This window comes from Deltaproteobacteria bacterium, assembly GCA_011375175.1.
Taxonomy (GTDB): Bacteria; Desulfobacterota; GWC2-55-46; order GWC2-55-46; family DRME01; genus DRME01.
In genome coordinates this window covers 1-25,595 of the sequence record DRME01000063.1, presented here as the reverse complement: position 1 = coordinate 25,595, position 25,595 = coordinate 1, and the positions used below count along the sequence as shown (strand labels likewise).

The window sequence follows — 25,595 nt, the reverse complement described above, 5'->3', positions numbered from 1 at the left end:
CGCCCCACCCTACCCCTCGAAAGGCTTCCTTGCGTGAAGGAAGAGCAGTCCGCCCGACGACTTCGAGTCATAGCCCTCGTCCACCAGTTTCCAGAAGGTCCAGCCCGCGCCGATGTCGAAGAACCGGCGCTCGCGCTCCGAGGCGTTGAGGAAGAAGGCGACGAGCTCGCCCGGCAGGTTGGCGCCGTAGAGGTCGTGGGCCCTCACCCAGTGCTCGAGGGACATGCAGACGTTGCCGACCAGAAAGCTCTCGACGATCTCGAAGCGCGCGGCGAAGAGCGCTTCGCTCTTCGCCCTCTCCTCTATGCCCACGTGGCCGTCCACCACGACCATGCGCATGTAGTCGGCCGGGTCCATCTCCGAGGGGACGAACCTGTCGGTCTCTATGAGGTGGAGACAGAGGCCGCCGGGCCGCAGCACGCGGTGGAACTCGTCGATCATGCGGCCCTTGAGCTCCGCCGGTATGTGGCCGAGCACGTCGAGCGAGACCAGGTAGTCGACCGACGAGTCCCTCAGGGGGAGCTCAACGGCCGAGCCCTTTATGCAGAGGTCGTAGCCGCGCCCTCTCGCCGTCGCGCAGTTCTCGAACGAGAGGTCCAGCCCTATGAGGTCCACCCCCTTCTTCTTCAGGGCCGTGAGCCCGCCGTGGCCGCAGCCCACGTCGAGGAGCACGCCGGGCCCCTCGACCTTCCCGGCTATCCAGCGCTCCCGCTTGTAGCGCACCGAGAGGCTCTCCACCGGGTCCTCCAGGACGCGGGCCGTCGGAGAGGGCTGGACGTTGGCGGTATAGAAGTCGTCGCCGTCGGCGATGAAGCGCTCCCGGAGCCTTTCGTTCCACCTCTCATGCTCCACGTCCCGGCAGGCATCGAGCCCTTCGTTCACGGCGCGGCTCACCCGGCGTATCTCATCTATGCGCCGCACATCGTCGGTGACGGCGCCGTAGGAGAGCATCACGCCGAGAAAACGGTCGTCACCGGGCGCGTCGAGGGGCTTATTCACCGTAAGCGTAACCGGCCCCCCGCCTCCCCCCCTGCCCCCCCTGAGGGGGATGAAGTAGCTCGTCCATCCGCGCTCCACGGGCAGGCTGACCGCTCCGCCCTCCACGACCGCGCCGGAGGCCGTTATCCGCTTGTCCCGGTCCTTTTCGGGGTAGCCGAGCCGCAGTTCGAGGAAGGGGGTGCCCGTCACCGCTCCTGCGGGCCACTCGATGTCGAAGACCGACTCCTCGCCGAGCCAGGTGAAGTGGACGTGGCCGTCGAACTCGATGGGTCTTGCTCTCTTGAGGTCCTGCAGTACGAACATGATGCCGTCCTCTCCCGCGCCGCCGCTCATTCCGGTATGGGGAGCCCCTTGAGCCGGGGGGCCATGGCGGTCCAGGCCCTGTCGAGGAGCTGGAAGTCGCAGGCCGAGCAGCGGAACGACTCCCAGCAGATGACGGGACGCTCGAGGAGCCTGAAGTCTTCGGAGAATATGTTGCCTATGGAGCCGTAGTGGGGCAGGGCCTCGGCCCCGAAGACCTTGCCCCTGCCCACGGCGCTCATGCAGACGAAGGCGTTTCCGTTGCCGTCCACGTTTATGCGCCTCATGCCGGCCGGGCAGAATATGGGGAAGCGTCCCACCGGGGGCTTCTCCGCCTCCGCCCCCCCACACCGGAGCTCTTCATCCTCTACGGTGTGGGCTGTGGGGTCCGGTTCGGCGCACTCGTCCCAGAACTGGCTCTTGTCGAAGTCGTAGTAGCGGTCCCTGTCCGAGGCCGGGTCGAGCTCCTTCACCGTCGCCGTGTGCTCCACGGCCCGGCGGACCCAGTCCCTCACCTCCTCCCTGTCGAGCCCCGAGAGGTCGATGCGCTCGGTCTCCGAGCTCACGCAGGGGTCGTAGCGGAGCGCCACGCCGAGCCTGCGGCACTCATCGAGCACCCGGGCGGCCCAGGGCAGGTTCTCCGGGTAGAGGACCATCTCCACCTGCAGGTTCTTCACCTTCTTTTCGGCGAGATAGCCGAGCTTTGCGAAGAAGCCGTCGTAGTCCTGCTGGGTGGGGTGGAAGCTGAAGGTGAGTTCGTGGAACCTGTCGGCCGGCACGACCGACGCGAACCTCTCCACGTCGAAGGAGGGGCCGAGGTTGGAGGTCATCATGAGGCTTATATCCCCGTCGAGCAGGTTCACGAGCTCGGGCAGGCGCTTGTAGAGCGAGGGCTCGCCCCCCGTGAAGTAGAGCATGGCGGGTCTCAGGGCGTTGAAGCCCTCGGCCCACCGCTGCGGAGGGATGCGGTTGAGCGACTCGGACCGGTATATGCCCTTCTCTATCTCCTGCCAGCAGTAGGGGCACTTGAGCGTGCACTTCCATGTGACGAACCACTGTATGGAGAGCCCGATCCTCCCGGCCCGCTCCATGGAGCGGGCCTCGGCCTCCCTCGCCTCCCGGTCGTAGTGCTCGCCGGAGCGAAGCCCCATGTAGTCGTAGTAGTCGGCCCTTACCACTATGTCGCGCACTCGAAGGGGCTCTTCGCTCTCGAAGGCCAGCGCGCGGTCTTCGGCGAGCGCGGCGCCGGGCACCTCGATGGAAAAGGAGCGCAGCCCCCCGCCGAGCACCCTCGGCGAGCAGTGGAAGCCCCCGGCCTTGAAGGCCGCGCGTCCCCCCCGCCTCGGGTCGGCCACGTAGGTGACGTCGAGGTAGACCTTCTTCCCTCCGCCCGGCGCGCCGCCGACGGTTACGGCCCCCTTAACCCCCTCTTCCGTTCGCAGCTCGTAGAGGACGGCGTCTTTGAACTCCCTGCGCTCGTCGTAGACCTCCATGGCCCCATCGTCGGCGAGCTCGACGGAGCTGACCATGACGCCGAGCCTTGCGCCGTCGTCTCCGACGACGCAGCCGCCATCGACAGTGAGGGTGAAGCGGCCGTCGTCTCCCACCGTCTCTTTGAGGGGGAAGGAATAGAAGCGCCAGCCGTCGAGAAGTTCCGCACCGCGGCTCCCGCGGGCGCCGGAGAGGACGAGGCGGGCCGAAGCGGCTCCACGGGGAAGCGCGCAGCGCACGACGAGACGCCCTCCCTCCCCGCCGGACCGGCCGTTTATGCGGCCCGTCGCCTCGGCGGCGCACCAGCGGAAGCGGAACGGGCCGGTCTCTTCGAGCGCGCGCCAGCCGTCGAGGAGCTCCACCTCCGGCGGCCCGGCGGCCGAGGCCTCGTCGTTTACGTGGAGCATGCCGTAACTCGAAGCGAGCTCCACGGAGCTCACCATCACGCCGAGGGTGCGCCCGTCGGCCCCGTCGACCTGCGCGCCGTCGACCGTCAGGGTCACGAGGTTGTCGCCGCCCATGACATCCCGCAGGGGAAAGATATAGTAGCGCCAGCCCGGCCGGCACTGGAAGGACATCTCTCCGGCCCGCCCCCTGAAGCTCATACGCCTCGGCGCCGACCCTTCGGGAAGACCGGCGCGCACCACGACGAAAGGCTTGCAGCCATCGAGCGGACGGTTTATCCTCACGGTCGCCTCGGCGGCGCACCAGCGGAAAGGCCTCTCGCCGCTGTCCTCGAGCCCGTGCCATCCCTCGACGAGCTCCACGTCCGGTCTTACGGCCGATGATATCTCGTCGTTTACAAAGAGCATGTGGAAGTCGTCGCACCACTCGATGCGCGAGACCATCAGGCCCAGGGTCCTGTCGTCGCCCGGCGCCCTGAAGGGGACGTCCACGGCGATGCGCCCCTTCCTGCCGGCCCCGATGGTGCCGTCGAGGGGGAAGACGTACCAGCGCCAGCCAGGCTTCACCTCGAGCGAGGCCTCTCCGCCCTCGCCAGAGAGGGTGAGCCTTCGGCGGGAGCCTGTCGGCGGCGAGCCGGCGTAGATCATCAGGAAGGGAGGCCGGGGAGCCGGCAGCCGGTCGATGGTGAAGGTGGCGTCGAGAGAAGACCAGCGGAACTCCCGAACGCCGTCGTTTTCAGGGGCGTACCAGCCGCTTGAGTGGGAGACGGACAGGGGCCGCCGCCCGCGGCCGGAGCCTGCACCCCCTTCCGGGGCGTCCGTTTCAATCGCTGCCTCTTGCCTCATGATACCCTCTTCCCCTTGACAAGGCGGGGAGGCTGCGTCCGCCCCGCCGCCGACCACGTACCTGAACTTGCCGCGCCAGCCCACCCGCCTGAGTCCCGCGAAGTCGCAGAACTCGATCTCCACGGCCCTTCCCCACCACTTCCTGATGCGCTCCTCTATGGCCGGTCTCGCCGCCTCGTCGGGCACCACGAGCCGCAGAAGGGGCGCCCCGCCGTCGCAGAGCTCGATCTGGAAGTCGTGGATCCGCCCGAGCCTGTCGAGCACGTCCTGTATGTAGTGGGTCGGGTAGCTTTTGGCGCCGATCCTCACCCTGTCGTGCACACGGCCCGCTATGGAGTCGAGATAGAAGCCGTCCCCGCGCTCTTCGAGTATGCCGAGGTCCCCCGTGCGATACCTCACAAGGGGCATGGCGTCGTTCGTGAGGCCCGTAAGGACGATCTCTTCCCCCGGCTCTTCCCCCGGCGCGTCCTTGCCGGGGCGTCCCCCTTCCACGGGCGCCGTCTCGGGCCAGACCATGGCGTCGAGCACCTTCAGTCCCCGGCCGCCGCCCGTCTCGTAGGCCACGACACCGAACTCGGCGTCGCCGTAGCGGTCGAAGACGCGGCAGCCGAGGATCGATTCTATAGCCTGCCGTTTCCTCCTGTCAAGGACTTCGCCGGTGGACTCGAAGACCTCCAGCACCCCCCCGCCCTCGATCCCCTCCCTCTCGAGGTAGCGGGCAAGGGCGTAGAAGGTCGACGGATGGCCCTGCACGAGGTAGGGCCTCGCCGCCCTGAGCTCCTCCCAGAGCCGCGCCATGGCGTCGTCGTCAAAGGAGTCGGTCGTTATGTTCACCCTGTTGAGCGCCAGGCACTTTATCCACTCCCTCACCCTGTCCCGCAGGGGAAAGGTCTCGGGAAAACGGCTCGACAGGCGGGCCTCGCGCATGTGGGGGGCCCTGCCCGTCCAGCGCAGCACGAAGAGGTTGGCCGCCGCCGTCCAGTCCAGCGCCTCCTGCGAATAGTAGACGACTGTGGAAGCGCCGGTGGAGCCGCCGGTCCTGCGTTCGTGGAGGTCCTCACGCCGGTGGTTCCCGCTTATGAGCCTCTCCCCCTGCTCGGCTATTATCTCCTTTGTGAGGTACGGGAGCTCCTCGAGCCGGGCCGGGTCCTTCTCGACCTTCGAGGGGTCGAACCCCCTGGCCCTGAAGAGGTCCCGGTAGTAGGGGACCGTGCGGCCCGCAAGCTCGAGGATCCTGCCGAGGGCCCGGCGCCGGAGCGCAAGCCTCTGCTCGAAGGGAAGCGCCCACTCCCTCTCGAGCACCCTGAGCTTCGGGCGGATGCGCCTGCCCTCGATGCGCTCGGTGAGGGGATAGACGAGATATGGACCGACGAACTCCCTCAGCACGCCGCCTCACCAGCCCCGCCGCCCGCTTCGCGGCGGCGCCCCAGCACGGCCTCATAGGCCGAGACGACCTCGGCGGCCGTATTCTCCCAGGTGTAGCGCTCCGTCACGAGACGCCTGAGAGCGCCGCCGCGCTCCCTCGCCAGCCCCTCCCCGATCCCTCTTCTTATATCGTCCACGTCATAGGGGTCCACGTAGACGGCCTCGTCGCCGAAGTACTCCCTTGCGCTCCCCACGGCCGTCACAACGAGCCTCGCCCCTGCGGCGGCCGCCTCGAGCGCCGACAGCCCCGGCGTCTCCAGGAGGCTCGGCAGCACGAAGAGCTCGCAGCCCCCGTAGGCGCTCTTGAGCAGGTCGTCTTCGTGGGCGATGCGGCCCACGTAGGCGGTGAACCCCCCGCCCTCGGCCATGCATGCCTCGAAGTAGGCGCGGTCACGCACCCCCCCGGCGATTACGAGCCTCATGCCCGTGCCCTTGAGCGCCCTTACCAGCGAGAGCTGGTTTTTTCGGGGCTCCACGTTGGCTGCGTTGAAGACGAAGGGGCCTTCGATGCCGAAACGCTCCCTGAAGAGCGCGGGCGCAACCTCTGCGGCAAAGGAGCGGTCAACGCCGTTGTGCGTTACGGTGAACTTCTCCTCGGGCAGGGAAAAGAACTCCCTCAGGAGCCCGGCCTCGGCCGCCGAGTTCGGGAGGATCATGTCCGCAAGGTGGAGCAGGTCCCTTATCTCGCCGAGGGGATAGGAGTCCCTGTCGCGGCCGAGCCATATGATGGGGGAGATGACAAGAGGCAGCCCGCGGCGCTTCACATGGGAGCAGAAGTTCATGGAGCCGCCCTGGACCGAGAAATAGTGGACCAGGTCGGCGTCGTCGAGGCGGGGACGCCACTGGTCGTAGAGCAGCACCTCCACCCCCGCGGCCTCGACGGCGCTCCTCGTGCTGCAGAGCTGTATCTCTCCGCCGCCGGGACAGTCGAAGGCGACGGGGTAGGTGTTAAAGATCACCCGCATGGCCGAAGAGAGCCGCCTCCACGGCGCGCCACAGCGTCGTGCCGTCTGCTTCCCGCTCTATCCTTGCAAGCCTCCGCCCCTGGGCCGCCAGCATCTTCTCAAGCTCGGAGCCGTCTGTCAGCACGCCGTGTATGTCCCGGGCTATGGCGGGAAAGTCCTTCTCATGGAAGACCCTGCCCGTGCCCCCCAGCGTCTCGCGTACCGCCTCCTGGGCGTAGGCGAAGACAGGCTTTCCGAAGGCCATGGCCTCGACCACGGGGATGCAGTATCCCTCGTGCTCGCTCATGGAGACGTAGGCCGTGGCGGCCGAGTAGAGACGCTTGAGCTGGCCGTCGCTCACGTCGTTGTAGATGTGTATCCTCTCCTTTATCCTCGGGAACTCCTTTTCGAGGAGGTAGTTTATGTAGTTGCCGTAGCCCTTGAAGCTGGCCGCGCCCACGATGAGGAGCCTCGATGCGCGGCTGAGCCGCCTGTACTCGTCGTAGAGATGGAGCAGGTCCTCGATCTTCTTGTGGGGCGCTATCCTGCCCACGTAGAGCAGGAGTTCCGAGGCCTGCGGTATCTCCACATCTTCCTCTTCCACCGTCTCCCACTTGCGCGGTCCGGCGAGGAAGGGCGGGGCGACGAGCACGGGCGGGGCGCCGTCACGGCTGCCCCCGGCCGGCGTCCCTGCCGGGTCGTCTTGCCCATCGGCGTCCTCGAACCCTTCGGCCTCGCCGGACGCTTCGCTCTCGTCGGGCTCGCGCTCCACGAGCTCGAGGAACTCCCGTTTCGACATCAGCGAGTTGACCATTACCACGTCGAAGTCCTTCAATATCCTGAACTGGCCGTAAGCCTTCGAGCAGTACTGGGCGTACTCGGCGTCGTATATCTGGAACATGGAAGGCGGCGTGATGTTGTGGTAGTAGACGATCTTGCGGCACGGCAGAGCGGCTATGGCGCGCAGGTACTCGTCGTATATGGAGAAGTTGAATATCACCAGGTCCCGCTCGCCGGCGCTGTAGAGGAGCTCGCAGACGTGGCTTATGAGGCCGCGCAGCGCGGGGTCGAAGGACTGGGCGTATATGCGGCACCCTATGCCCTGGCTGCTGAAGAAGCGGTAGAGGTCGAAGGTGAAGTTGCCGACGGCGTCGAGGCTCCTTATGTTGCAGGCGACGATATGGACCTTCACGTCCCTGGGCCAGCAGAACCACCGCGCCGGCAGCCTTTTTATTGAGGCGGGTACGGCCGCGGCCTCGCGCCTCAACTGCTCGGAGCGCCTGAGCGCCGCCCTGTCGGTATATAGGAATATCCTGTCCTCGAACTCGATGGCGTCCGTTTCGCTGCTGCGGATGACGACGGATACGGCGAGCACGTCGTCGCCGGCGCGGGGACAGTCGTCGTTTATCCACTGGTCCACGCTCCTGCCGGAGCCCTTGAAAGAGACGGAAAGCCGCCGCCCCGCCCGCGAGACCTTGACGTTTATGTCGTCCCAGCCGCCGAGGTCGTAGCGCCACCAGCCTACGTGTCCTTCGGGGTGAACGTGGCTGTGGGCCGAGTAGACGTCGACGACCACGAAGTACTCGTCGCAGCCCACCGCCGACGCCGCCGCCGGAAAGGAGATATTGAACGAAGCGCTCTTGGCCCTCGACAGGTCGAGCCTCTCCCTGTCGACCCTGGCAAAGAGCGGTGCGGGCCCGCCGCGGCCCCTTATCGACTTTTTCTCCATCGTTTCCTTCCCTGGGAAATGAATGCCCTGGTCATGTCCATGTACCTGGAGCCGTTGTTCACGCTCGCCTCGATATGCGTGTTCTCATGGTACTCGTTGAAGGTGGAGACCACCACCATGTGGGGACGCCTCTGCTGCGAGAGCGTGAAGTCGAGCATCTTCCGGTAGGTCGCCCCGCCGTCGCGGTCCACGGTCCTGTAGATGTTGCCCTGGCGCTGGGGGTCCTTGAGGTGCGAATCGTCGTAGCCTGGAGAGACGGTGATGATCTGAAGTCCCATGGCCCCGGCGTCGCAGTTGTCGTAGGCCTCCTGCCACAGCTTCGTCCACTTCTCGGGCGCGCACATCTCAAGGGGCGAAAAGAGCGTAAAGCCGTCGAAGAGGCCGAAGGTCTTCTTGTGCTCCGTCTTCCTCGAATACATCCGCAGGGATGTGGCCACGCGGATGAACCCTTCCGTGTACTCGTCCACCGTGGAGATGAAGGACTTGTTGCCGTCGAGCACGCCCGTCCAGAAGAAGAAGAGCACGGGCTTGCCGCTCATGCGCAGGTAGTGCTCCCTGCGGGAGAGCACCTTGCCGATGAGCTTGAGGACCGTCACGGCGTCCTTTTTCCTGGCGTCGTAGAAACAGAGCTGCACGGCCAGGCGCAGCTTCGAGCCGATCTCTTCGGCCACGCTGAAGATGTTTTCGATGACGGCGAGCTCGTATGCGTTGACGCCGTCGGAGTCGAGGTGGAGGTTGAGGATGAGGAAGTCCAGGCCCGCTGCCTCGAGGGTCCTCAGGTGCTCTTCTATGACGGTGCCGTGGGACGAGGCGTAGTAGCCCAGTTCGGGCATGTCCGTCACCCCCCCGAACTGGAGATTGTCGTTCCAGTGGGCCGACCCCACGCCGTCGCCGTACCAGCAGTAGTACTGGGCGCCGAAGAGCGTCCGGTCTCCTCCCCTGCGGGAGGCCCGCTTCCTGTGGCTCTTCTCCCACCGGGCATGGGTGTCCTCTATTATGGCGATGAGCTCCTCGGCCGTGCGGTCCCAGTTGTAGGCCCTGACCTTCTCAAGCCCCGCAAGGCCCATCTTCGCGGCCACGTCCTTGTTGTCGCGCAGGTATCGGATCCTCTCGGCTATGGCCAGCGGCTGCGGAGGCACGAGAAAGGCGCAACTGTCGTCCACGACCTCGGTGAAGCCGCCCTCGTTCACACCGATGAGGGGCTTGCCCGCGGCCATGGCCTCGAGCGGCACTATGCCGAAGGGCTCCTTGATGGGCGTGAAGACGACGGCCATGCACCGCGAGAAGAGTATCTGCACCTCCAGGTTCGTAAGGCCGTGAAGGAAGAAGACCCGGTCCGAGACACCGAGGCTGCGGGCCGTCTTCTTCAGCTTCGCCGCGTCGGGACCGTTGCCCACGACATAGAGCTGCACGTCCTCCACGTGCTTGACGGCCTCTATGATGAGCCTTATCCTCTTGTGGGGCCAGAGCTGGCCTATGGTGAGGACGATGTTCTCTTCGGGAGGCGTGTATATGAAGTCGTCGACGTTGACGCCCGGATACACGACGTCGTCGACCTTCCTCTGGTAGACCTCCTCGAGGTACGACGCCGTGTAGCGGCTGTTGGCCACTATCCTGTCGGGCTTTCCGAGCTTGTCGTAGGCGTCCATGGAGTTGAGGTAGGCCTCGAAGAGGACGTCGGTCACCTTGTCGTAGTTGTACTTGGGGTAGATGTGGATGTTGCGCACCAGGTTGTTGACGAGCCCCTCCATGGACTGGTTGTAGCGCAGGTCGTGGAGTATGCGCAGCGGCTCGTGGGGATACCAGACCGAGGGATGGAGGTCGAGGAGATGGGTCGACCACAGGTGGGTATGGTAGATGTCGTGGACGCCTATCTCCTGCTCCCATATCTTGGGCAAGAGCACGCAGTTGAGGAGTATGGAGTGGGGCCCCTCGTAGTAGGGCGAGATGCGCACGAGCTCCACGCTGCGCCTTACGCCGTGCTCGCGCAGGATGTCGCGGTCGAACCTGGTGGCGTAGATGGTGATGTCGTGGCACGTCTGCCACCTCCTTACGCACTCGATGAGCAGACGCTCGGCCCCCCCGTACTTGGCGAGTTCCGGTATGACTATGCCGATGTCAAGCCTCTTTCTTCTCATCTTCACCTGCGTTGAAGTACTCGGTGTAGGCGCGGGTCACTTCGCCGGCCGGGCCGATCATGCGCATGGTCCGCTCTTCGAGCCACAGTACGCGGTCGCATATTTTCTCCACGTCGGCCATGGAGTGGGAGACGAAAAACATTGTAACACCCTTTTGCCTGAACTGCGACATCTTGTCGATGCACTTTTTCTGGAAGTTCACGTCCCCCACGGCCAGTATCTCGTCTATCAAGAGTATCTCCGGGTCCAGGTGTGCTATGACCGAGAAGCCGAGCTTTGCGAGCATGCCGCTGGAATAGACCCGTATGGGCTGGTCGATGAACTCGCCGAGCTCGGAGAACTCGATTATCTCCTCCATCTTCTCCATGACGGCCGCCCTGGTCATCCCGAGGAGGACCCCGTTGAGCACGATGTTCTCGATGCCGGTGAGTTCGGGATGGAAGCCCGCGCCGAGCTCGAGCATGGGGGAGGTGCGAAGCCTTACGGTCACCGTGCCGCTCGTCGGCCTGAGCACGCCGGCTATGAGCCCCAGGGTCGTGCTCTTGCCCGCTCCGTTGCGCCCTATTATGCCGAAGGACTCGCCGCGGGCCACCTCGAAGCTTATGTGGCGCAGCGCCTCGTAGCGGGTCTTCTTCAACTGCGAAAGACTGGAGGGCAGGCTGAAGAGGAAACGCTTGAGCCCCCCCGTGATGTGGTGGTAAAGGGGATAGCTCTTGCAGACGTCGTCGAAGACGATTACGGCCTCGCTCACAGCACCTCCGCGAATCTCCAGGCGAGGCTGCGGTAGACGCCGTGGCCTATGAGGAAGAAGAGCACGGCGTAGCCGAGGCTTATGAAGAACGAGGCCGGGTCGAGGGCGCCGTGGAGGATGAGCTCGCGCCAGCTTATCATGAGCGGGGCCACAGGGTTGAGGTTCACAAGGTGGAGATACTCCCGCGGGATCATCTCCACCGAGTAGAGCACGGGCGTAAAGTAGAACATGAAGGTCATCAATATGATGGTAAGTCTCTCGAGGTCGCGGAAGAAGAGGTTTATCGACGCGATGAGCACGGCAACGCCGTAGACCATGAGAAGCTGCACGGCCAGCAGAAGCGGTATCCCGTAGAGCCAGGCCAGGTACGCCGGGCTGTGCCCGTAGATATAGATGAAGAGAACGAGCACCGGTATGGAGAGCACAAAGTGTATCATGTCCTGCAAAACCGTAGCAAGAATAGTGACATTGCGCGGAAAGTTGACCTTCTTTATTATGGATGCGTTGCCGAGAAAGACCATTGGCGCCGCCGTGACCGAGTTGTTGAACCACTGCCACGGAAAGAGCCCGGCGATGAGGAAGAGGGCGTAGTCCTCCATGTCGATGCGCATCACTATCTTGAAGGCCACGTAGAAGACGAAGGCGAAGGCCAGGGGCTGGGCGATGGACCAGACATAGCCGAAGACGCTGCTCTTGTAGCGTATCTTCATCTCCTTGTGCGTGAGGACGAAAATGAGGTCTATCGTGTGCCGTATCTTCATGAGGTGAGCGGTAGTCTCCCTGCGCCGGAGATATGCCGGCCGGACGCGGAGCCGGCGCAGAAGGGGTCCGTCCAGACGAAAGACACCGGCGGCGCCCCTAAGGGCCTTCGCCGCCCGAATGTATCGGGAAATATTAGCAGGCGGCGGCGGGCCTTGTCAAGGACTTAGGCCGAAGGGGACCCGGGGCGGATCAAAAGAAATCCTTGCAACCGCCTCCGGCGCTTGTTATTATTCAATACTTGCCGATGGAACCTTTTTGTAAAAGGGTCACAGACCCACGGTTCCCTCAGACTCCCTCCAAAAACTTTTAACGCGAGTTGGTTTCCCCCTGTTTTGCCAGGCAAAACAGGGGGAAACCAACTCGTATTTAAAGTCTTTGAAGGGGGTCTGGGGGAAACTTTCTACAGAAAGTTTCCCCCAGTGCAATAAATCAGAGTTCCTTAAATTTCAACGGAGGTTTCACGGAGATGAAGGAAGGCATCCATCCCGAGTACAGGGAGACGAAGATCCACTGCGCCTGCGGCACCGAGATCGTAACGAGGTCTACGAAGCAGGACATCGCCGTCGAGATATGCTCAAGCTGCCACCCCTTCTACACGGGCAAACAGAGGCTCGTGGACACGGCCGGCCGTGTCGAGAAGTTCAAGCGCAAGTACGGCGACTACCGCAAGTCGTAACACCGGGCGGCCGGCATGAACGTAAGGCTTCTCAAGTCCACTCCCGACCCGGAGAAGACCATCGCGCTGGCCGCCAAGCTCTGCTATTCGGACAGCGACATCGGCGGTCTGGAGGAGCGCCTCGCGGGGGAGGAGACGGGTCGCTTCATCGAGGGGATCGTGGCCATGGGGCACCACTCGGTCCTCGAGCACGCGAGCTTCACCTTCGGCATAGAAGGCATATCGAGGGCCACGTCCCACCAGCTCGTGCGTCACAGGCTCGCCTCCTACTCGCAGCAGAGCCAGCGTTACGTGAGGGCCGGAGGCGACGCGGAGTACGTCACGCCCGATTCCATAGCCTCCCGAAGCGATCTCAAAAGGCGTTTTGACGGGGCCGTGACAGCCCTCTACTCCCTCTACGGCGAGCTCGTCGACGCCGGGGTGCCGGCCGAGGACGCCCGATACCTGCTGCCCAACGCGGCCTGCACCAAGATCATAGTCACCATGAACGCCCGCGAGCTGCTTCACTTCTTCAGGCTGCGCTGCTGCGAGCGGGCCCAGTGGGAGATCCGGCGCATGGCGACCGCCATGCTCTCCCTCGTAAAGGAACTGGCGCCCACGGTCTTCGCCGACGCGGGCCCGGCCTGCGTGCGCGGCCCCTGCAGCGAGGGCGCCATGAGCTGCGGCAGGCCCGACGAGATAAGACGGAAATTCAGGTCCCTGGGGGAAGACCGCCCGTAGCCGACCCGAGCTCACCCCGGTCCCCAGAAACCCCGCCGGAAAGTCCATCGGGGTTTTCCCCGCAATCCGACAATGTTCATCGAACGTCTCAGCGACATAGAGAAGCGCTACGAGGAGCTCGGACGCCTGCTCGCCGACCCCGGTGTCATAGGCCGCACGGAGCTCTACAGCGAGTACGCCAGGGAGAGGGCGGCCATGGAGGAGACGGTCGAGACCTACCGGGAGCTCAGGCGCGTGGACGAGGAGATCGCCGGCAACCGCGAGATACTGGAGGAGGGCGACGAGGAGCTGCGGGAGCTTGCAAAGGAGGAGCTCGCCGCGCTCCAGCGGCGCCGGGACGAGCTTGAAAGGACGCTCAAGCTGCTCTTGCTGCCCAGGGACCCCAACGACGAAAAGAACGTCATCCTCGAGATAAGGGCCGGCGCCGGCGGCGAGGAGTCGGCGCTCTTCGCCGCCGAACTCTTCAGGATGTACTGCCGCTACGCCGAGACGAAGGGCTGGAAGGTGGAGGTGATGAGCTCGAATCCCACGGGGCTGAACGGCCTCAAGGAGGTGGTCGCCATGGTCAAGGGCCGCGGCGCCTACTCGCGCCTCAAGTACGAGAGCGGCGTCCACCGCGTCCAGCGCGTGCCCGAGACCGAGGCCTCGGGACGCAGGCACACATCGACCGTCACCGTGGCCGTCATGCCCGAGGCCGAAGAGGTGGAGGTAGACATAAAGGACGACGAACTGCGCATAGACACCTTCAGGGCGGGAGGCCACGGCGGCCAGAACGTCAACAAGGTGGAGACGGCGGTGCGCATAACACACCTGCCCACGGGACTGGTCGTGAGCTGCCAGGACGAGAAGAGCCAGCACAAGAACCGCCAGAAGGCGATGAAGATACTCATGAGCAGGCTGCTCGACAGGAAGATCCGCGAGCAGCAGGCGGAGATCGCGTCGCAGCGCAAGGCCCAGGTCGGCACCGGCGAGCGCAGCGAGAAGATCAGGACCTACAACTTCCCGCAAAACCGCGTCACCGACCACCGCATCGGGCTCACCCTCCACAGGCTCTCGGAGATCATGGAAGGCGACCTCACGGAGATAACCGACGCGCTCATAACCTACTACCGGACCGAGGCCCTCAAGGGGGCGGGCGAGGGTTGAGGCGGCCCATGGACAGGATCGTCATAGAGGGGGGAGAGAGGCTCGTGGGAGAGGTGAAGGTGAGCGGCGCCAAGAACGCGGCCCTGCCGCTCATGGCCGCTTCCCTTCTCGTCGACGACTGGATGGAGCTGCGCAACGTGCCGCGACTGCGCGACATCGACACCTTCAAGACCCTCCTCTCCCACATAGGCGTCGAGATCGACGAGAGCGGCCCTCCTGGCGCGCTGCGGCTTCGCACCAGGAGGATCGAAAACCCCGAGGCCCCCTACGAGATGGTGAAGACCATGAGGGCCTCGGTGCTCGTGCTCGGCCCCCTGGTCTCAAGGCTTCGGCGCGCGAGGGTGAGCCTGCCCGGCGGATGCGCCATAGGAGCGCGTCCCATAGACCTGCACCTCAAGGGCTTAAGGCTCATGGGCGCCGACATCACCATGGACCACGGCTACGTGGTGGTCGAGGCGGACGGGCTCAGGGGAGCGACCATCTGTCTCGACACGCCGACCGTCACGGGCACGGAGAACCTCATGCTCGCGGCCGTGCACGCCCGGGGCGTCACCAAGATAGAGAACGCCGCCATGGAGCCCGAGGTGAGCGAGCTGGCCTCGGTCCTCCGCGCCATGGGCGCAAGCATCGAGGGCGCGGGCACCGACGTCGTCACCGTAGAGGGCGTGGAGCGGCTGCGGCCCGTGAGCCACCGCGTCCGGCCCGACAGGATAGAGGCCGGCACCTTCATGGTGGCCGCCGCCATGACGCGGGGCAACGTGCTGGTGAGGGACTGCCCCATCGAGCACCTCGACGCCCTGCGCACGAAACTCACGGAGGCCGGAGCAAGGATCACCGCCGAGGAAGAGGGCGTGCGGGTGGTGGGGACCCGTCCGATCCGGGGCGTCGATATAAGGACCCACCCCTACCCGGGCTTCCCCACCGACATGCAGGCACAGATGATGGCCATGCTCTCCGTATCGAGCGGCCTGAGCGTGGTGACGGAAAACGTCTTCGAAAACCGCTTCATGCACGTAAGCGAGCTGCGGCGCATGGGGGCCGACATCAGGGTGGAGGGCAGAAACGCCATAGTGCGCGGAGTGGCGCGCCTGGGCGGAGCGGAGCTCATGGCCACGGACCTGCGCGCCAGCGCCTCGCTCGTGCTCGCGGGACTGGTGGCCGACGGCAGGACCGAGATATCGCGGATCTACCACCTCGACCGCGGATACGAACACATAGAAGAAAAACTCAGGGGCCTAGGGGCCGCAATCAAGCGAGTCCCAGCCGCCGTGAAAGTCGGGGTGTGAATTGAGGGAGTTTTTTCTAAGGAAACTCTGATTTATTGCACTGAGGGAACCTTTTTGTAAAAGGGTCACAGACCCCCGGTTCCCTCAGACTCCCTCCAAAAACTTTTGACGCGAGTTGGTTTCCCCCTGTTTTGCCAGGCAAAACAGGGGGAAACCAACTCGTATCGAAAGTCTTTGAAGGGGGTCTGGGGGAAACTTTCTACAGAAAGTTTCCCCCAGAGTAATCAATCAGAGCTTCCCTAAAAGGGTCCCCCCCAAAAAAATCATGAAAAAGAACGACGGGCGGTACTTGACCATAGCGCTTCCCAAGGGGCGGATACTGAAGGAGGCGGCCGGGCTCTTCAGGCGCGCCGGCGTGGACGTGAGCGGGGCGGTGAGCGATCAGCGCCGCCTCATCCACGAGTATCCCGGCGAGGGGCTCCGTTTCATGATAGTGCGCGGCCAGGACGTGCCGACCTACGTGGAGCACGGCGCGGCGGACCTCGGCATAGCCGGCGGCGACGTGCTCACCGAGCAGGACAAGGACCTCTACGAGCCGCTGGACCTTCGCATAGGCTACTGCCGCATGGTGGTGGCCGAGCCGGCGGAGCTCTCGGGCCGCGACAACCCCATGCACTGGACCCACATAAGGGTGGCCACCAAGTTTCCCAACATAACGCTCGGGCATTTCCTCGCCCGCGGCATCCAGGTCGACATAATAAAGCTCTACGGCTCCATCGAGCTCGCGCCGCTTCTCGGCCTCTCCGAGCGCATCGTGGACCTCGTGCAGACGGGCGAAACGCTGCGAAAGAACGGTCTCGTGGAGGTGGAGGAGATAATGGAGGTCACCTCGCGGCTCGTCTGCAACAGGGCGAGCCTGAAGACCAAGCCCCGGCGCATACGGGAGTTCGTGGAGCGGCTGGCCGGGGCGGTCGACCGCGCCTGACGGTCTCTTTACTTGCTCTTCGAGCAGCGCCGGATCCACGGACCGGCCCAAGGAAAGGAGCTTCCCCGCCCCCAGACAAATTTCTTGTTCGCCCGAAAATTTTCGCCAATATCCGAAAGAAATGTAGTATAATGCTAAGGAAGTTCTGGTTTATTGCACTGAGGGAACCTTTTTGTAAAAAGGTTCCCTCAGACTCCCTCCAAAAACTTTTGACGCGAGTTGGTTTCCCCCTGTTTTGCCAAGCAAAACAGGGGGAAACCAACTCGTATCGAAAGTCTTTGAAGGGGGTCTGGGGGAACCTTTCTACAGAAAGTTTCCCCCAGGGTAATCAACGTATCCAACTACGAGAGGTGCCGGGATGGAACGAAGGGCATGGCTACGTGAGGCTGGGCTTGCCGGCTTTGAGGCGGCGGAGGGGAGGCGTTGCGGCTGCAGGGTTTCCCCGAGCGGACTATCCGGCGGGATATCGGCCGCTGCCCGGGTCCTGGCGGCCCTCGGGCTCGTGCTGGCAGCGGCCATCGATGTTCATGCCCTGAGCTTCACCTTCTTCGACTCGCCGTCCAAGTACGGCTACTCCGCCTGGAACGACCCGGCCAACCTCGCCACCCGCAACGCCTGGCTCGCGGCGGTTGGCGAGTCCCCGGACTACTACCAGAACTGGGAGGGCTACGCCTGGGACGGGACGCCCTGGTACAGCGGCAAGCTCTTCGATGTGGTGGAGGTGCCCACGGCCGTCTTCGGAGGCGGCGTCACCTTCAGCAACGCAGGCCCAAACCGCAACTACCCTGCCAAGGCGCTCAGGGGCGTTTACGGCCAGCTCGGAGGGGCGGCGGCCATCGGCATACTGTCGTGGCGGGGCAACCAGACCAACAACTCGACCGTCTATTTCGGTCCCGGCGGAGCCGACTACCTCGGCTTCTGGATATTCGACATCGACCACGGAGACCCGGTCACCTATTACGTCCACTTCACCGACGGCACCGTCCAGCAGGTGACGGGCCAGGGGACGGCCAACAGGCGCTACCGCTTCGTCGGCTTCGTGAACACCCATCCCACCGCCTCCTTCAGCAAGGTGGTCATCAACGCCCCCACACACTCGGCCTTCGGCATCGACGAGATGAACTGGGGCTCGGTGGCCAAGATCGTCGAACCGCCGTCGCTGCTCGTCCTCGCGGCTGGCCTTGTCTCGGCCGCGCTCGCGCGCAGGAAGGTCCGCCCCGGATACTGACCCGCCGTCGGCGCCGCTGCCCCGACGACGAGGTGAGCGCCGCCGTCGCGCACAGGGCGACCCCCGGCCCGGCGCAAGGGGCCTCCTTCCCGCCATGCCCCGCCAATCCCCCCCTTCTCCCGGCCGCAGGGGGACAAACCTCTTGAACGCCGCATGGTTCTTCTATAAAATAAGGAAGCTCTGATTTATTGCACTGAGGGAACCTTTTTGTAAAAAGGTTCCCTCAGACTCCCTCCAAAAACTTTTAACGCCCTGCGGATCATCCCGATTTTGCAAGCAAAATCGGGATGATCCGCAGGGAATTAAAGGTCTTTGAAGGGGGTCTGGGGGAAACTTTCTACAGAAAGTTTCCCCCAGGGTAATTAATCAGAGTTTCCTTAATCAGAACTTCCATAACGGCACATGAAGATCATAAGGACCACGGACAGCGACTTCTCCGCCGCCCTTGAAGAAATACGGCGCCGCGGCGAGGCCGACACCTCGCGCGTAGAGGCGGCGGTAAGGGAGATAATCGACGACGTAAAGGCCCGGGGCGACCGGGCCGTCCTCGACTACACGGCCCGGTTCGACGGCGTCGCCATGAAGCGGTCGGCCATGAGGGTGAGCCGCCGGGAGATGAACGGGGCGTTGAAGGGCATCCCGCGCGGTGACGTAAGACTCCTCGAACTTGCGGCCGAGCGTATCGAGCGCTTCCACGCCCGCCAGCGCGGCAATTCGTGGTTCGTGACCGAGGAGGACGGCACGGTGCTCGGCCAGAGGGTGACCCCCATCGCCCGGGCGGGCCTCTACGTGCCGGGCGGCAAGGCGGCCTACCCATCGACCGTCCTCATGAACGCCGTGCCAGCCCGTGTCGCCGGTGTCGGGAGCCTCGTCATGACCACACCGGCCGCGGGATCGGACATAAACCCCTATGTGCTCGCCGCCGCCGCCGTTGCGGGCGTGGACGAGGTCTACCGCATAGGCGGGGCGCAGGCCGTGGCGGCCATGGCCTTCGGCACGGAGACGATAGCCGCCGTGGACAAGATAGTAGGGCCCGGCAACATCTACGTGGCCACGGCCAAGCGCCTCGTCTTCGGCGCCGTGGACATCGACATGGTGGCCGGTCCGAGCGAGATACTGGTCATAAACGACGGCACCGGCGACCCCCGATGGATCGCCGCCGATCTCCTCGGCCAGGCCGAGCACGACGAACTGGCCTCGAGCATCCTCGTCACCACGTCGGAGAGGACGGCCCGCCGGGTGGCGGCCGCCGTAAAGAGGGGGCTTGCAAAACTGCGCCGCAAGGATATAGCCGCAAGCTCCATCGAGCGCTACGGCGTCGTCATCGTCGCCGCAAGTCTCGAGGAGGCGGCGGAGATATCGAACCGCATCGCCCCGGAGCACCTCGAGCTCTTCGTCGACGACCCCTGGGCCCTGCTCGGAAGGATACGCAACGCAGGCGCCGTCTTCCTCGGCCGCACGACACCGGAGGCGGCGGGCGACTACCTGGCCGGACCGAACCACACGCTGCCCACCGGCGGCACGGCGCGTTTTTCCTCGCCCCTCGGCGTCGACGACTTCGTCAAACGCTCAAGCGTCCTCTCCTTTTCGCAGGCCGCCCTCGAGCGGCTCGGTCCCTCCATAGAGCGTTTTGCCGCATTAGAGGGCCTCGACGCTCACGGCCGCAGCGTTACGGTGAGGCTTGAAAAACCCTGAGAACGGACTCCGGCGGCCGGCCGCCGGCAAAGGATCCCTGCAACGAAGCGGCCTTCTGCCGCGGGGAGAAGAGTATTGAAGAAGAGAACGGGCATGGTGGAGCGCAGGACCGCGGAGACCGACATCTCGGTGGAACTGCGCATAGACGGCCGCGGCGGCGGCGAGATCGGGACGGGCATACCCTTCTTCGACCACATGCTCACGCTCCTTGCCCGCCACGGACTCTTCGACCTCACGGTGCGCGCAAGCGGCGACATAGAGGTGGACTACCACCACACCGTCGAGGACGTGGGTCTGTGCCTTGGCGAGGCGCTCGCCTGCGCCCTCGGCGACAAGGCCGGCATCGCCCGCTACGGGACGGCCCACGTGCCCATGATGGACGCCATGGCGACGGTGGTGCTCGACTTAAGCGGCAGGCCCAACCTCGTCTACGACGCGCCCGAGTCCGTCTCCACGCGCTCGCTTCGCGGCGGCTTCGACCTGAGCCTCGTCGAAGAGTTCCTCAAGGCCCTCTCCAACAGGGCCGGCATAGACCTCCACGTGCGGCTCTGGTACGGCCGCGACCTCCACCACTGCGTGGAGGCCGTCTTCAAGGCCCTCGCCAGGGCGCTGCGCGCCGCCGCCTCCATCGACCCCGGCATCGAGGGCGTACTCAGCACCAAGGGGAAGCTCTGAGGTGATAGCCGTAATCGACTACAGCATGGGCAACCTGCGGAGCGTGGCCAAGGGCCTTGAGCGCGTGGGCGCCCAGGCGCGCATAACCAGGGACCCCAGGGTCATGGCCGAGGCGAGCCACCTGGTGCTCCCCGGCGTGGGGGCCTTCCGCGACTGCATGAGAAAGCTCGACGAGTACGGCCTCATCGACCCCCTGCTGCGCGCCATCGAGTCGGGCAAGCCCTTTCTCGGCATATGCCTCGGGCTCCAGCTCCTCTTCGAGGAGAGCCTCGAATTCGGCCGCCACAAGGGACTGGGCCTCTTCAAGGGACGGGTCACGCGCTTCCCCTCGCCCCTCATGGAGGACTCGACGGAACTCAAGGTCCCCCACATGGGCTGGAACGACATCAGCAAGGTCAGGGAGAACCCCCTTCTCGAAGGCATACCGGACGGCACGTACTTCTACTTCGTCCACTCCTACTACTGCGTGCCCGACGAGCCGGACATAACCCTCGCCACCACCGACTACGGCGTGAGGTTCGTCAGCGCCGTTGCGCGGGACAACATAACGGCCTGCCAGTTCCACCCCGAAAAGAGCCAGCAGGCGGGACTGCGGGTGCTCGAAAACTTCAGCCGCATGGGGTGAGTCCTCTCCTCAGCCGGGACTGAAAATCTTTGAAGGGGTCTGGTGGGGAAACTTTCCGCCGAAAGACTCCCGTCAACAAACAAGCAAGGAGAGCCCTCGGGAGATGAAGATATATCCGGCCATAGACATAAAGGGCGGCAGGTGCGTCAGGCTCGTGCAGGGTCGCATGGACGCCGAGACGGTCTACTCCGACGACCCCGTGGAGGTGGCCCTGCGCTGGCGGCGCGAGGGCGGCGCCATGCTCCACATCGTGGACCTCGACGGCGCCGTCGAGGGCGGGGCGAGGAATTTCGAGACCATAGAGGCCATAGTGAAGGCCGTGGACATACCCGTGCAGGTGGGCGGGGGGATACGGGACCGGGCCGCGGCCGAACGTTACCTCTCGCTGGACGGCGTAGGGCGCATCATCATCGGCACGGCGGCGCTCGAGCGTCCCGGCTTCGTCGAGGAGCTTGCAAGGGCGCATCCTGGCCGCATAGCCGTGGGCATCGACGCAAAGGACGGGCGCGTGGCCGTGAAGGGGTGGGTCGAGGTGACCGGGACGAGCGCCGTCGAGCTCGCCCGCCGGCTCGACGGCGCCGGCGCGGCCTGCATCATCTATACCGACATCGCGCGCGACGGCATGCTCGGCGGGCCCAACGTGGAGGCCACGCGCGGCATCGTCGAGGCCGTGGACATACCGGTCGTGGCATCGGGCGGCATCTCGTCGCTCGCCGACATCGAGAGCTACCGCGGCGTCGGCGTCGAGGGTATAATAATAGGGAAGGCCCTCTACACGGGCGACGTGAGGCTCGCCGACGCCGTGGCCGCGGCGGCCCGGGGCTGAAGCCATGTTCGCAAAGCGCATAATACCGTGCCTCGACGTGAAGGACGGCCGGGTGGTGAAGGGGGTGAGCTTCGTGGACCTCCGTGACGCCGGCGACCCGGTGGAGTGCGCCGTGGCCTACGAGGGCCAGGGCGCCGACGAGCTCGTCTTTCTCGACATAACGGCCTCCCACGAGGCGCGAAAGACCATAGTGGACGTGGTGGAGCGCACGGCCTCGGAAGTCTTCATGCCCCTGACGGTGGGCGGCGGCGTCTCAACGCTCGAGGACATGCGCGAGATACTGCTTGCCGGAGCCGACAAGGTGTCGATCAACACGGCCGCCGTGCGCGACCCGGACCTCGTGCGCCGGGCCTCGGAGCGCTTCGGGAGCCAGTGCATCGTCGTGGCCGTGGACGCCAAGCGAAGGCCGGCGCCGCAAGGTACGGCGCCGGCGTGGGAGGTCTACACCCACGGCGGCCGCAGGCCGACGGGGCTCGACGCCGTCGAGTGGGCCGCAAGGGTAGAGGAGCTCGGCGCAGGCGAGATACTGCTTACGAGCATGGACCGCGACGGCACGAAGGACGGCTACGACATAGAGCTCACCAGGGCCGTGGCCGACAGGGTGGGCGTCCCCGTCATAGCCTCGGGAGGCGCTGGCGCTCTCGCTCATATCTACGAGGCCCTCACCGCGGGACGGGCCGACGCGGCCCTCGCTGCCTCGATCTTCCACTTCGGCGAGTTCACGATGGAGGAGGTAAAGCACTACCTCAGAGAGCGGGGGGTGAGCGTCAGACCCCCCTTCCACCCCGCCCAATGAAACCCCCGAGACAACCCTATCTCAAGCTCATAATCCTGTACAAGTCCATACTCGGCTCGGCCGAGATAATAGGCTCGGTCCTTCTCCTCGAACTCATGGACCGCGACCTCGGGGCCGTCGCCACCACGGCGGCCAGGGCCCTCTACCTCGACATCGACGGTCCCGTGGCGGCCTACCTCATAGAGGAGGCCGCCAAGCTCGGAAACGGCACGATAATGGCCGTCTCGGCGGCGGTGCTCGTCATCGGCTCTCTCAACGTCATCGAGGCCTGGGGGCTCCATCTGCGTCGGCGCTGGGCCGAATGGCTCACCGTCGCGGCCACCGGAGCCTTCATACCCTACGAGCTCTACGAGCTCGTGCGAAGACCGACGCTCCTGAAGCTTGCGGTGCTGCTCATAAACTCGGCCATCGTCTACTACCTGGCCAGACACAAGGAGCTCTTCGGCGAGGGGAGCTGGGGGGACGGGGGCAAAAGAGTCGATGAGCGGGATGAAGCATCAAGGCTGTAAGACGGCTCCCCGGCGCCGGTCCTTTCGTAATCCAATGAGGGAGCCATGGGCTGAAAGCAAAACATACGAGATTACACCACATCGGCCACCCGCGGGCTGGCCGTGGCCAAGCGGCCGCCAGGAGACCCGAATATCCAAATTGCAGGCTTATATAGAAAACAAGTCTCCAGAAGCATGGAATACCAGTGTTATGGACGGTGAAAGCCGTGTTTCGTTGACTTCTTGTGAGGTTGTTGTATAATTTTGGCGTGCTTTTGTTTGGGAACGAGGGCAGAGGGAGATTTTGGGTAGAATAATAAGTTAGCGAATAAAAATGACCTACAGCAAAGACTATCAAATATTACTGGATCTGATGATACGTCTTGTTGGTTCTCCGGCGGGACAGAAAATCTGTAATGAGGACGCATGGCTAAATGATGCGCAAACATTATCAATAAAATTACTCAGGCATCTTATTTCAATGCAAACATGCTCAGGTGGTGCCACAGTAGAGCATGATGGAAAACCTGTAATATGGTTCATTGATCATGCGTCAATTAAAGTGATTGCAAGAGCTGCCCTTGAAACATATCTTGTATTTTTCTATATCTATGGCCAAAGTGATAAAGAGTTATCAAAATTCAGGCATAAAACGTGGGTGTTAGGCGGATTAAAAGACCGTCAAAAAATGCATACTACAATCGAAGAACACAAAGAAAAACTAAGCCAAGAAAAGCAACAAATATACAAATTGCAGTCAGAAATAGAGGCATCGCCATACATAAAATATTTTACTAATAAACAACGCAAACAACTGCTTGATGGAAATTGGAAGATTGGTAACGGGTGGTCAAGCCTTGGAGTGGATGCCGGCTTCCATGAAACATACTTCAATAATATTTATAGCTATCTGTGTGGGTATTCTCATTCAAGCTACATCAGTGCTTTGCAAGTAGGGCAAGCTCAAGATATAAAAGAACAACAAGAATTATCACAATTTGCTTTAGGTGTTGGTGTAGTAATAATGGCGCATTTCTCGTTCACTTATTCAGCTTTATTTGAGCCAGCTTCTAAAGTTTTCAATGCTGATGTGGTTGGCAAAGAGATAGCCGATAAATGGCACTTTGGCCCAAGCGACTTGGCACACATATATAATCGCTAACAAGGCGCTCGTTCGGACGCAAACTACGCTGCACTCCGTTTGCGCCGCACAGCTTGGTCGTTAGACCCATAAGGATAGGAAATTGAATCTGGAATTTATTGGTCCCTACGACCTTCACCCATTCTTTTCTAGTGGCACCTCACTGTTTGAAGATGAACGGTCGTGGTCTCCCGGTGTATATCTATGGACTTTCTTCTTTAGGGAAACTCTGATTAATTACCCTGAGGGAAACTTTCTACAGAAAGTTTCCCCCACTGTAATAAATCAGAGCTTCCTTAGGAATTGTTACTGGGTGAATTATGTTGGTATCAGCTCTAATACCATAGCCCAGCGCCAAGCGGAACACATTTCTCAGTTTTTGTCCGGTAAATATATTTACTACGATTCGGAAAGCATAAAGAGTGGTGAATCAAAGGGCTCTCTGCACTCTTCCTCAAGAGCGAGCACTGCCCTTATGAGACGGAAGAATCTTTCAACGGACGCCCTGGAAGCCTTTACACGAAACCGCATCCTGTAGACAGGTACGCCAAGGACGAAAAACTCAAGCAGCCGTCTCTTAGTGTGTACAGCTAATCTTCTTCCGAAACAAGGAGAAAGGCGTTAAGATGGGACGGTTAGAACTCCGCTACGGCTTCGCCTCCGCTCCGTCCCAACCGTCCCATCTTAACGCCTTTCTCCTTGTTTCGGAAGAAGATTAGCTGTACAGATAGTATTCACCTGACAGTCCCGCCCCCTGGGGGGTATCCGCTTAAACCGTTTTCATTAGCTGTACATATAGAAAACAAATCTCCAGAAGCATGGAATATCAGTGTTATGGACGGTGAAAGCCAAGTTTCGTTGACTTCTTGTGAGGTTGTTATTTGGGCGTATTTTTTGTTTGGGAACGGGGCAAAGGGAGATTTTGGGTAGAATAATAAGTTAGGCCGTGGGATATTCCGTCAACATGTGGTAAACTATCATCATGGGTCGGTGTGACAAACTCTTGGAGCGGATACTCCGGGGCAGATCCGATGCCAATATCCGCTTTGATGACCTATGTCAGTTGCTGCGACACTTAGGGTTTGCTGAACGCATACGTGGCAGCCATCACATCTTCAGGAAACAGGGAGTGGAAGAGAAGGTCAACCTTCAGCGTGATGACGATAAGGCCAAGGTTTACCAGGTCCGTCAAGTACGTCATGTGATCTTGAAATACCAATTAGGAGGGGAGGGATAATGCATAAGTATGAGATCATTATCTACTGGAGCCAAGAGGACCAGGTGTTCATAGCTGAAGTCCCTGAATTGCCTGGGTGTATCGCCCATGGCAACACGCAGGAAGTCGCACTTAAGAATGTCAACGAAGCGATCCAACTATGGATCGATACGGCGAAGGAATTCGGCGACCCAGTACCAGAAGCTAAAGGGCAACGGCTCATGCTGGCCTGAAGAATTTTGGGGACACAATACCTAAGGAAACTCTGATTTATTGCACTGAGGGAACCTTTTTGTAAAAAGGTTCCCTCAGACTCCCTCCAAAAACTTTTAATGCGACTTGGTTTCCCCCTGTTTTGCTTGG

Annotated in this window: 22 protein-coding genes; 15 read left to right on the top strand and 7 right to left on the bottom strand. The window is 62.6% G+C overall.

Annotated features, from left to right (window positions below; translation table 11 throughout):
- Positions 1 to 9: 9 nt before the first annotated feature.
- Genes ENJ37_05000 through ENJ37_04970 form a run of 7 tightly spaced genes read right to left on the bottom strand, consistent with a single transcriptional unit; the run spans position 10 to position 11,782 of the window.
- Entirely contained in the window at positions 10 to 1,332 is a 1,323-nt protein-coding gene (locus ENJ37_05000; GenBank protein ID HHL39842.1) for a class I SAM-dependent methyltransferase, read from the bottom strand.
- Positions 1,329 to 5,426, bottom strand: coding sequence for a hypothetical protein (locus tag ENJ37_04995; GenBank protein ID HHL39841.1), 4,098 nt, complete (start codon positions 5,424 to 5,426; stop codon positions 1,329 to 1,331). Before ENJ37_04995 ends, ENJ37_05000 begins: the two co-directional genes overlap by 4 nt.
- A complete protein-coding gene (locus ENJ37_04990; protein ID HHL39840.1) occupies positions 5,420 to 6,430 on the bottom strand; it encodes a glycosyltransferase in 1,011 nt (336 codons plus the stop codon). Before ENJ37_04990 ends, ENJ37_04995 begins: the two co-directional genes overlap by 7 nt.
- Positions 6,414 to 8,138 carry a glycosyltransferase gene (locus ENJ37_04985; protein HHL39839.1) on the bottom strand — a complete coding sequence of 575 codons (1,725 nt, stop codon included), beginning with the start codon at positions 8,136 to 8,138 and terminating at the stop codon, positions 6,414 to 6,416. The genes ENJ37_04990 and ENJ37_04985 overlap by 17 nt, the downstream gene beginning before the upstream one ends.
- A complete protein-coding gene (locus ENJ37_04980) occupies positions 8,120 to 10,276 on the bottom strand; it encodes a glycosyltransferase (protein ID HHL39838.1) in 2,157 nt (718 codons plus the stop codon). Before ENJ37_04980 ends, ENJ37_04985 begins: the two co-directional genes overlap by 19 nt.
- Positions 10,257 to 11,027, bottom strand: a complete 771-nt coding sequence (locus ENJ37_04975) for an ABC transporter ATP-binding protein (protein ID HHL39837.1) — start codon at positions 11,025 to 11,027, stop codon at positions 10,257 to 10,259. Before ENJ37_04975 ends, ENJ37_04980 begins: the two co-directional genes overlap by 20 nt.
- Complete coding sequence (locus ENJ37_04970; protein HHL39836.1) at positions 11,024 to 11,782, bottom strand: ABC transporter permease; 759 nt, start codon at positions 11,780 to 11,782, stop codon at positions 11,024 to 11,026. The genes ENJ37_04975 and ENJ37_04970 overlap by 4 nt, the downstream gene beginning before the upstream one ends.
- A 473-nt stretch (positions 11,783 to 12,255) precedes the next feature.
- Between ENJ37_04970 and ENJ37_04965 the strand changes: the two genes are divergently transcribed.
- The 15 genes from ENJ37_04965 (at position 12,256) to ENJ37_04895 (ending at position 25,465) form a co-directional block, all read left to right on the top strand.
- Positions 12,256 to 12,465: a 50S ribosomal protein L31 gene (locus ENJ37_04965; protein HHL39835.1), complete on the top strand. Its 210-nt coding sequence runs from the start codon at positions 12,256 to 12,258 to the stop codon at positions 12,463 to 12,465.
- Positions 12,466 to 12,480: 15 nt separating this feature from the next.
- A complete protein-coding gene (locus ENJ37_04960) occupies positions 12,481 to 13,185 on the top strand; it encodes an FAD-dependent thymidylate synthase (protein HHL39834.1) in 705 nt (234 codons plus the stop codon).
- A 72-nt stretch (positions 13,186 to 13,257) separates the two neighbouring features.
- Positions 13,258 to 14,331 carry a peptide chain release factor 1 gene (gene prfA, locus ENJ37_04955; GenBank protein ID HHL39833.1) on the top strand — a complete coding sequence of 358 codons (1,074 nt, stop codon included), beginning with the start codon at positions 13,258 to 13,260 and terminating at the stop codon, positions 14,329 to 14,331.
- An 8-nt stretch (positions 14,332 to 14,339) separates the two neighbouring features.
- Positions 14,340 to 15,617 (top strand): UDP-N-acetylglucosamine 1-carboxyvinyltransferase, encoded by a 1,278-nt coding sequence (murA, locus tag ENJ37_04950; protein HHL39832.1) that lies wholly within the window; start codon positions 14,340 to 14,342, stop codon positions 15,615 to 15,617.
- A 265-nt stretch (positions 15,618 to 15,882) separates the two neighbouring features.
- Positions 15,883 to 16,542 carry an ATP phosphoribosyltransferase gene (locus tag ENJ37_04945; GenBank protein ID HHL39831.1) on the top strand — a complete coding sequence of 220 codons (660 nt, stop codon included), beginning with the start codon at positions 15,883 to 15,885 and terminating at the stop codon, positions 16,540 to 16,542.
- A gap of 358 nt (positions 16,543 to 16,900) precedes the next feature.
- Positions 16,901 to 17,770, top strand: coding sequence for a hypothetical protein (locus tag ENJ37_04940; protein ID HHL39830.1), 870 nt, complete (start codon positions 16,901 to 16,903; stop codon positions 17,768 to 17,770).
- Positions 17,771 to 18,172: 402 nt separating this feature from the next.
- Positions 18,173 to 19,465 carry a histidinol dehydrogenase gene (gene hisD / locus ENJ37_04935; protein ID HHL39829.1) on the top strand — a complete coding sequence of 431 codons (1,293 nt, stop codon included), beginning with the start codon at positions 18,173 to 18,175 and terminating at the stop codon, positions 19,463 to 19,465.
- A gap of 93 nt (positions 19,466 to 19,558) precedes the next feature.
- Positions 19,559 to 20,140: an imidazoleglycerol-phosphate dehydratase HisB gene (gene hisB, locus ENJ37_04930; protein ID HHL39828.1), complete on the top strand. Its 582-nt coding sequence runs from the start codon at positions 19,559 to 19,561 to the stop codon at positions 20,138 to 20,140.
- 1 nt (position 20,141) lies between these two features.
- Complete coding sequence (gene hisH / locus ENJ37_04925; protein ID HHL39827.1) at positions 20,142 to 20,765, top strand: imidazole glycerol phosphate synthase subunit HisH; 624 nt, start codon at positions 20,142 to 20,144, stop codon at positions 20,763 to 20,765.
- A gap of 103 nt (positions 20,766 to 20,868) precedes the next feature.
- Positions 20,869 to 21,591, top strand: coding sequence for a 1-(5-phosphoribosyl)-5-[(5-phosphoribosylamino)methylideneamino]imidazole-4-carboxamide isomerase (hisA, locus tag ENJ37_04920; GenBank protein HHL39826.1), 723 nt, complete (start codon positions 20,869 to 20,871; stop codon positions 21,589 to 21,591).
- Between the two features lie 4 nt (positions 21,592 to 21,595).
- Complete coding sequence (gene hisF, locus ENJ37_04915) at positions 21,596 to 22,387, top strand: imidazole glycerol phosphate synthase subunit HisF (GenBank protein HHL39825.1); 792 nt, start codon at positions 21,596 to 21,598, stop codon at positions 22,385 to 22,387.
- The gene (locus ENJ37_04910; protein ID HHL39824.1) at positions 22,384 to 22,896 is read left to right on the top strand and encodes a DUF2127 domain-containing protein; all 513 of its coding nucleotides are present in this window, start codon (positions 22,384 to 22,386) and stop codon (positions 22,894 to 22,896) included. The genes hisF and ENJ37_04910 overlap by 4 nt, the downstream gene beginning before the upstream one ends.
- 313 nt (positions 22,897 to 23,209) lie before the next feature.
- On the top strand, positions 23,210 to 24,037 hold the full coding sequence (locus tag ENJ37_04905; GenBank protein HHL39823.1) for a hypothetical protein: 828 nt from the start codon (positions 23,210 to 23,212) through the stop codon (positions 24,035 to 24,037).
- A 961-nt stretch (positions 24,038 to 24,998) separates the two neighbouring features.
- Entirely contained in the window at positions 24,999 to 25,253 is a 255-nt protein-coding gene (locus ENJ37_04900; GenBank protein HHL39822.1) for a type II toxin-antitoxin system HicA family toxin, read from the top strand.
- Positions 25,253 to 25,465, top strand: coding sequence for a type II toxin-antitoxin system HicB family antitoxin (locus ENJ37_04895; protein ID HHL39821.1), 213 nt, complete (start codon positions 25,253 to 25,255; stop codon positions 25,463 to 25,465). The genes ENJ37_04900 and ENJ37_04895 overlap by 1 nt, the downstream gene beginning before the upstream one ends.
- The last annotated feature ends 130 nt before the right edge of the window (positions 25,466 to 25,595 follow it).

Excerpts from the sequence above, each read along its gene's own strand:
- ENJ37_05000 (HHL39842.1), bottom strand. The coding sequence starts at position 1,332 with ATGAGCGGCGGCGCGGGAGAGGACGGCATCATGTTCGTACTGCAGGAC.
- ENJ37_04990 (HHL39840.1), bottom strand. The coding sequence starts at position 6,430 with ATGCGGGTGATCTTTAACACCTACCCCGTCGCCTTCGACTGTCCCGGC.
- ENJ37_04985 (HHL39839.1), bottom strand. The coding sequence starts at position 8,138 with ATGGAGAAAAAGTCGATAAGGGGCCGCGGCGGGCCCGCACCGCTCTTT.
- ENJ37_04980 (HHL39838.1), bottom strand. The coding sequence starts at position 10,276 with ATGAGAAGAAAGAGGCTTGACATCGGCATAGTCATACCGGAACTCGCC.
- ENJ37_04965 (HHL39835.1), top strand. The coding sequence starts at position 12,256 with ATGAAGGAAGGCATCCATCCCGAGTACAGGGAGACGAAGATCCACTGC.
- ENJ37_04960 (HHL39834.1), top strand. The coding sequence starts at position 12,481 with ATGAACGTAAGGCTTCTCAAGTCCACTCCCGACCCGGAGAAGACCATC.
- prfA (HHL39833.1), top strand. The coding sequence starts at position 13,258 with ATGTTCATCGAACGTCTCAGCGACATAGAGAAGCGCTACGAGGAGCTC.
- murA (HHL39832.1), top strand. The coding sequence starts at position 14,340 with ATGGACAGGATCGTCATAGAGGGGGGAGAGAGGCTCGTGGGAGAGGTG.
- ENJ37_04945 (HHL39831.1), top strand. The coding sequence starts at position 15,883 with ATGAAAAAGAACGACGGGCGGTACTTGACCATAGCGCTTCCCAAGGGG.
- ENJ37_04940 (HHL39830.1), top strand. The coding sequence starts at position 16,901 with ATGGAACGAAGGGCATGGCTACGTGAGGCTGGGCTTGCCGGCTTTGAG.
- hisD (HHL39829.1), top strand. The coding sequence starts at position 18,173 with ATGAAGATCATAAGGACCACGGACAGCGACTTCTCCGCCGCCCTTGAA.
- hisB (HHL39828.1), top strand. The coding sequence starts at position 19,559 with ATGGTGGAGCGCAGGACCGCGGAGACCGACATCTCGGTGGAACTGCGC.
- hisA (HHL39826.1), top strand. The coding sequence starts at position 20,869 with ATGAAGATATATCCGGCCATAGACATAAAGGGCGGCAGGTGCGTCAGG.
- hisF (HHL39825.1), top strand. The coding sequence starts at position 21,596 with ATGTTCGCAAAGCGCATAATACCGTGCCTCGACGTGAAGGACGGCCGG.
- ENJ37_04910 (HHL39824.1), top strand. The coding sequence starts at position 22,384 with ATGAAACCCCCGAGACAACCCTATCTCAAGCTCATAATCCTGTACAAG.
- ENJ37_04905 (HHL39823.1), top strand. The coding sequence starts at position 23,210 with ATGACCTACAGCAAAGACTATCAAATATTACTGGATCTGATGATACGT.
- ENJ37_04900 (HHL39822.1), top strand. The coding sequence starts at position 24,999 with ATGGGTCGGTGTGACAAACTCTTGGAGCGGATACTCCGGGGCAGATCC.
- ENJ37_04895 (HHL39821.1), top strand. The coding sequence starts at position 25,253 with ATGCATAAGTATGAGATCATTATCTACTGGAGCCAAGAGGACCAGGTG.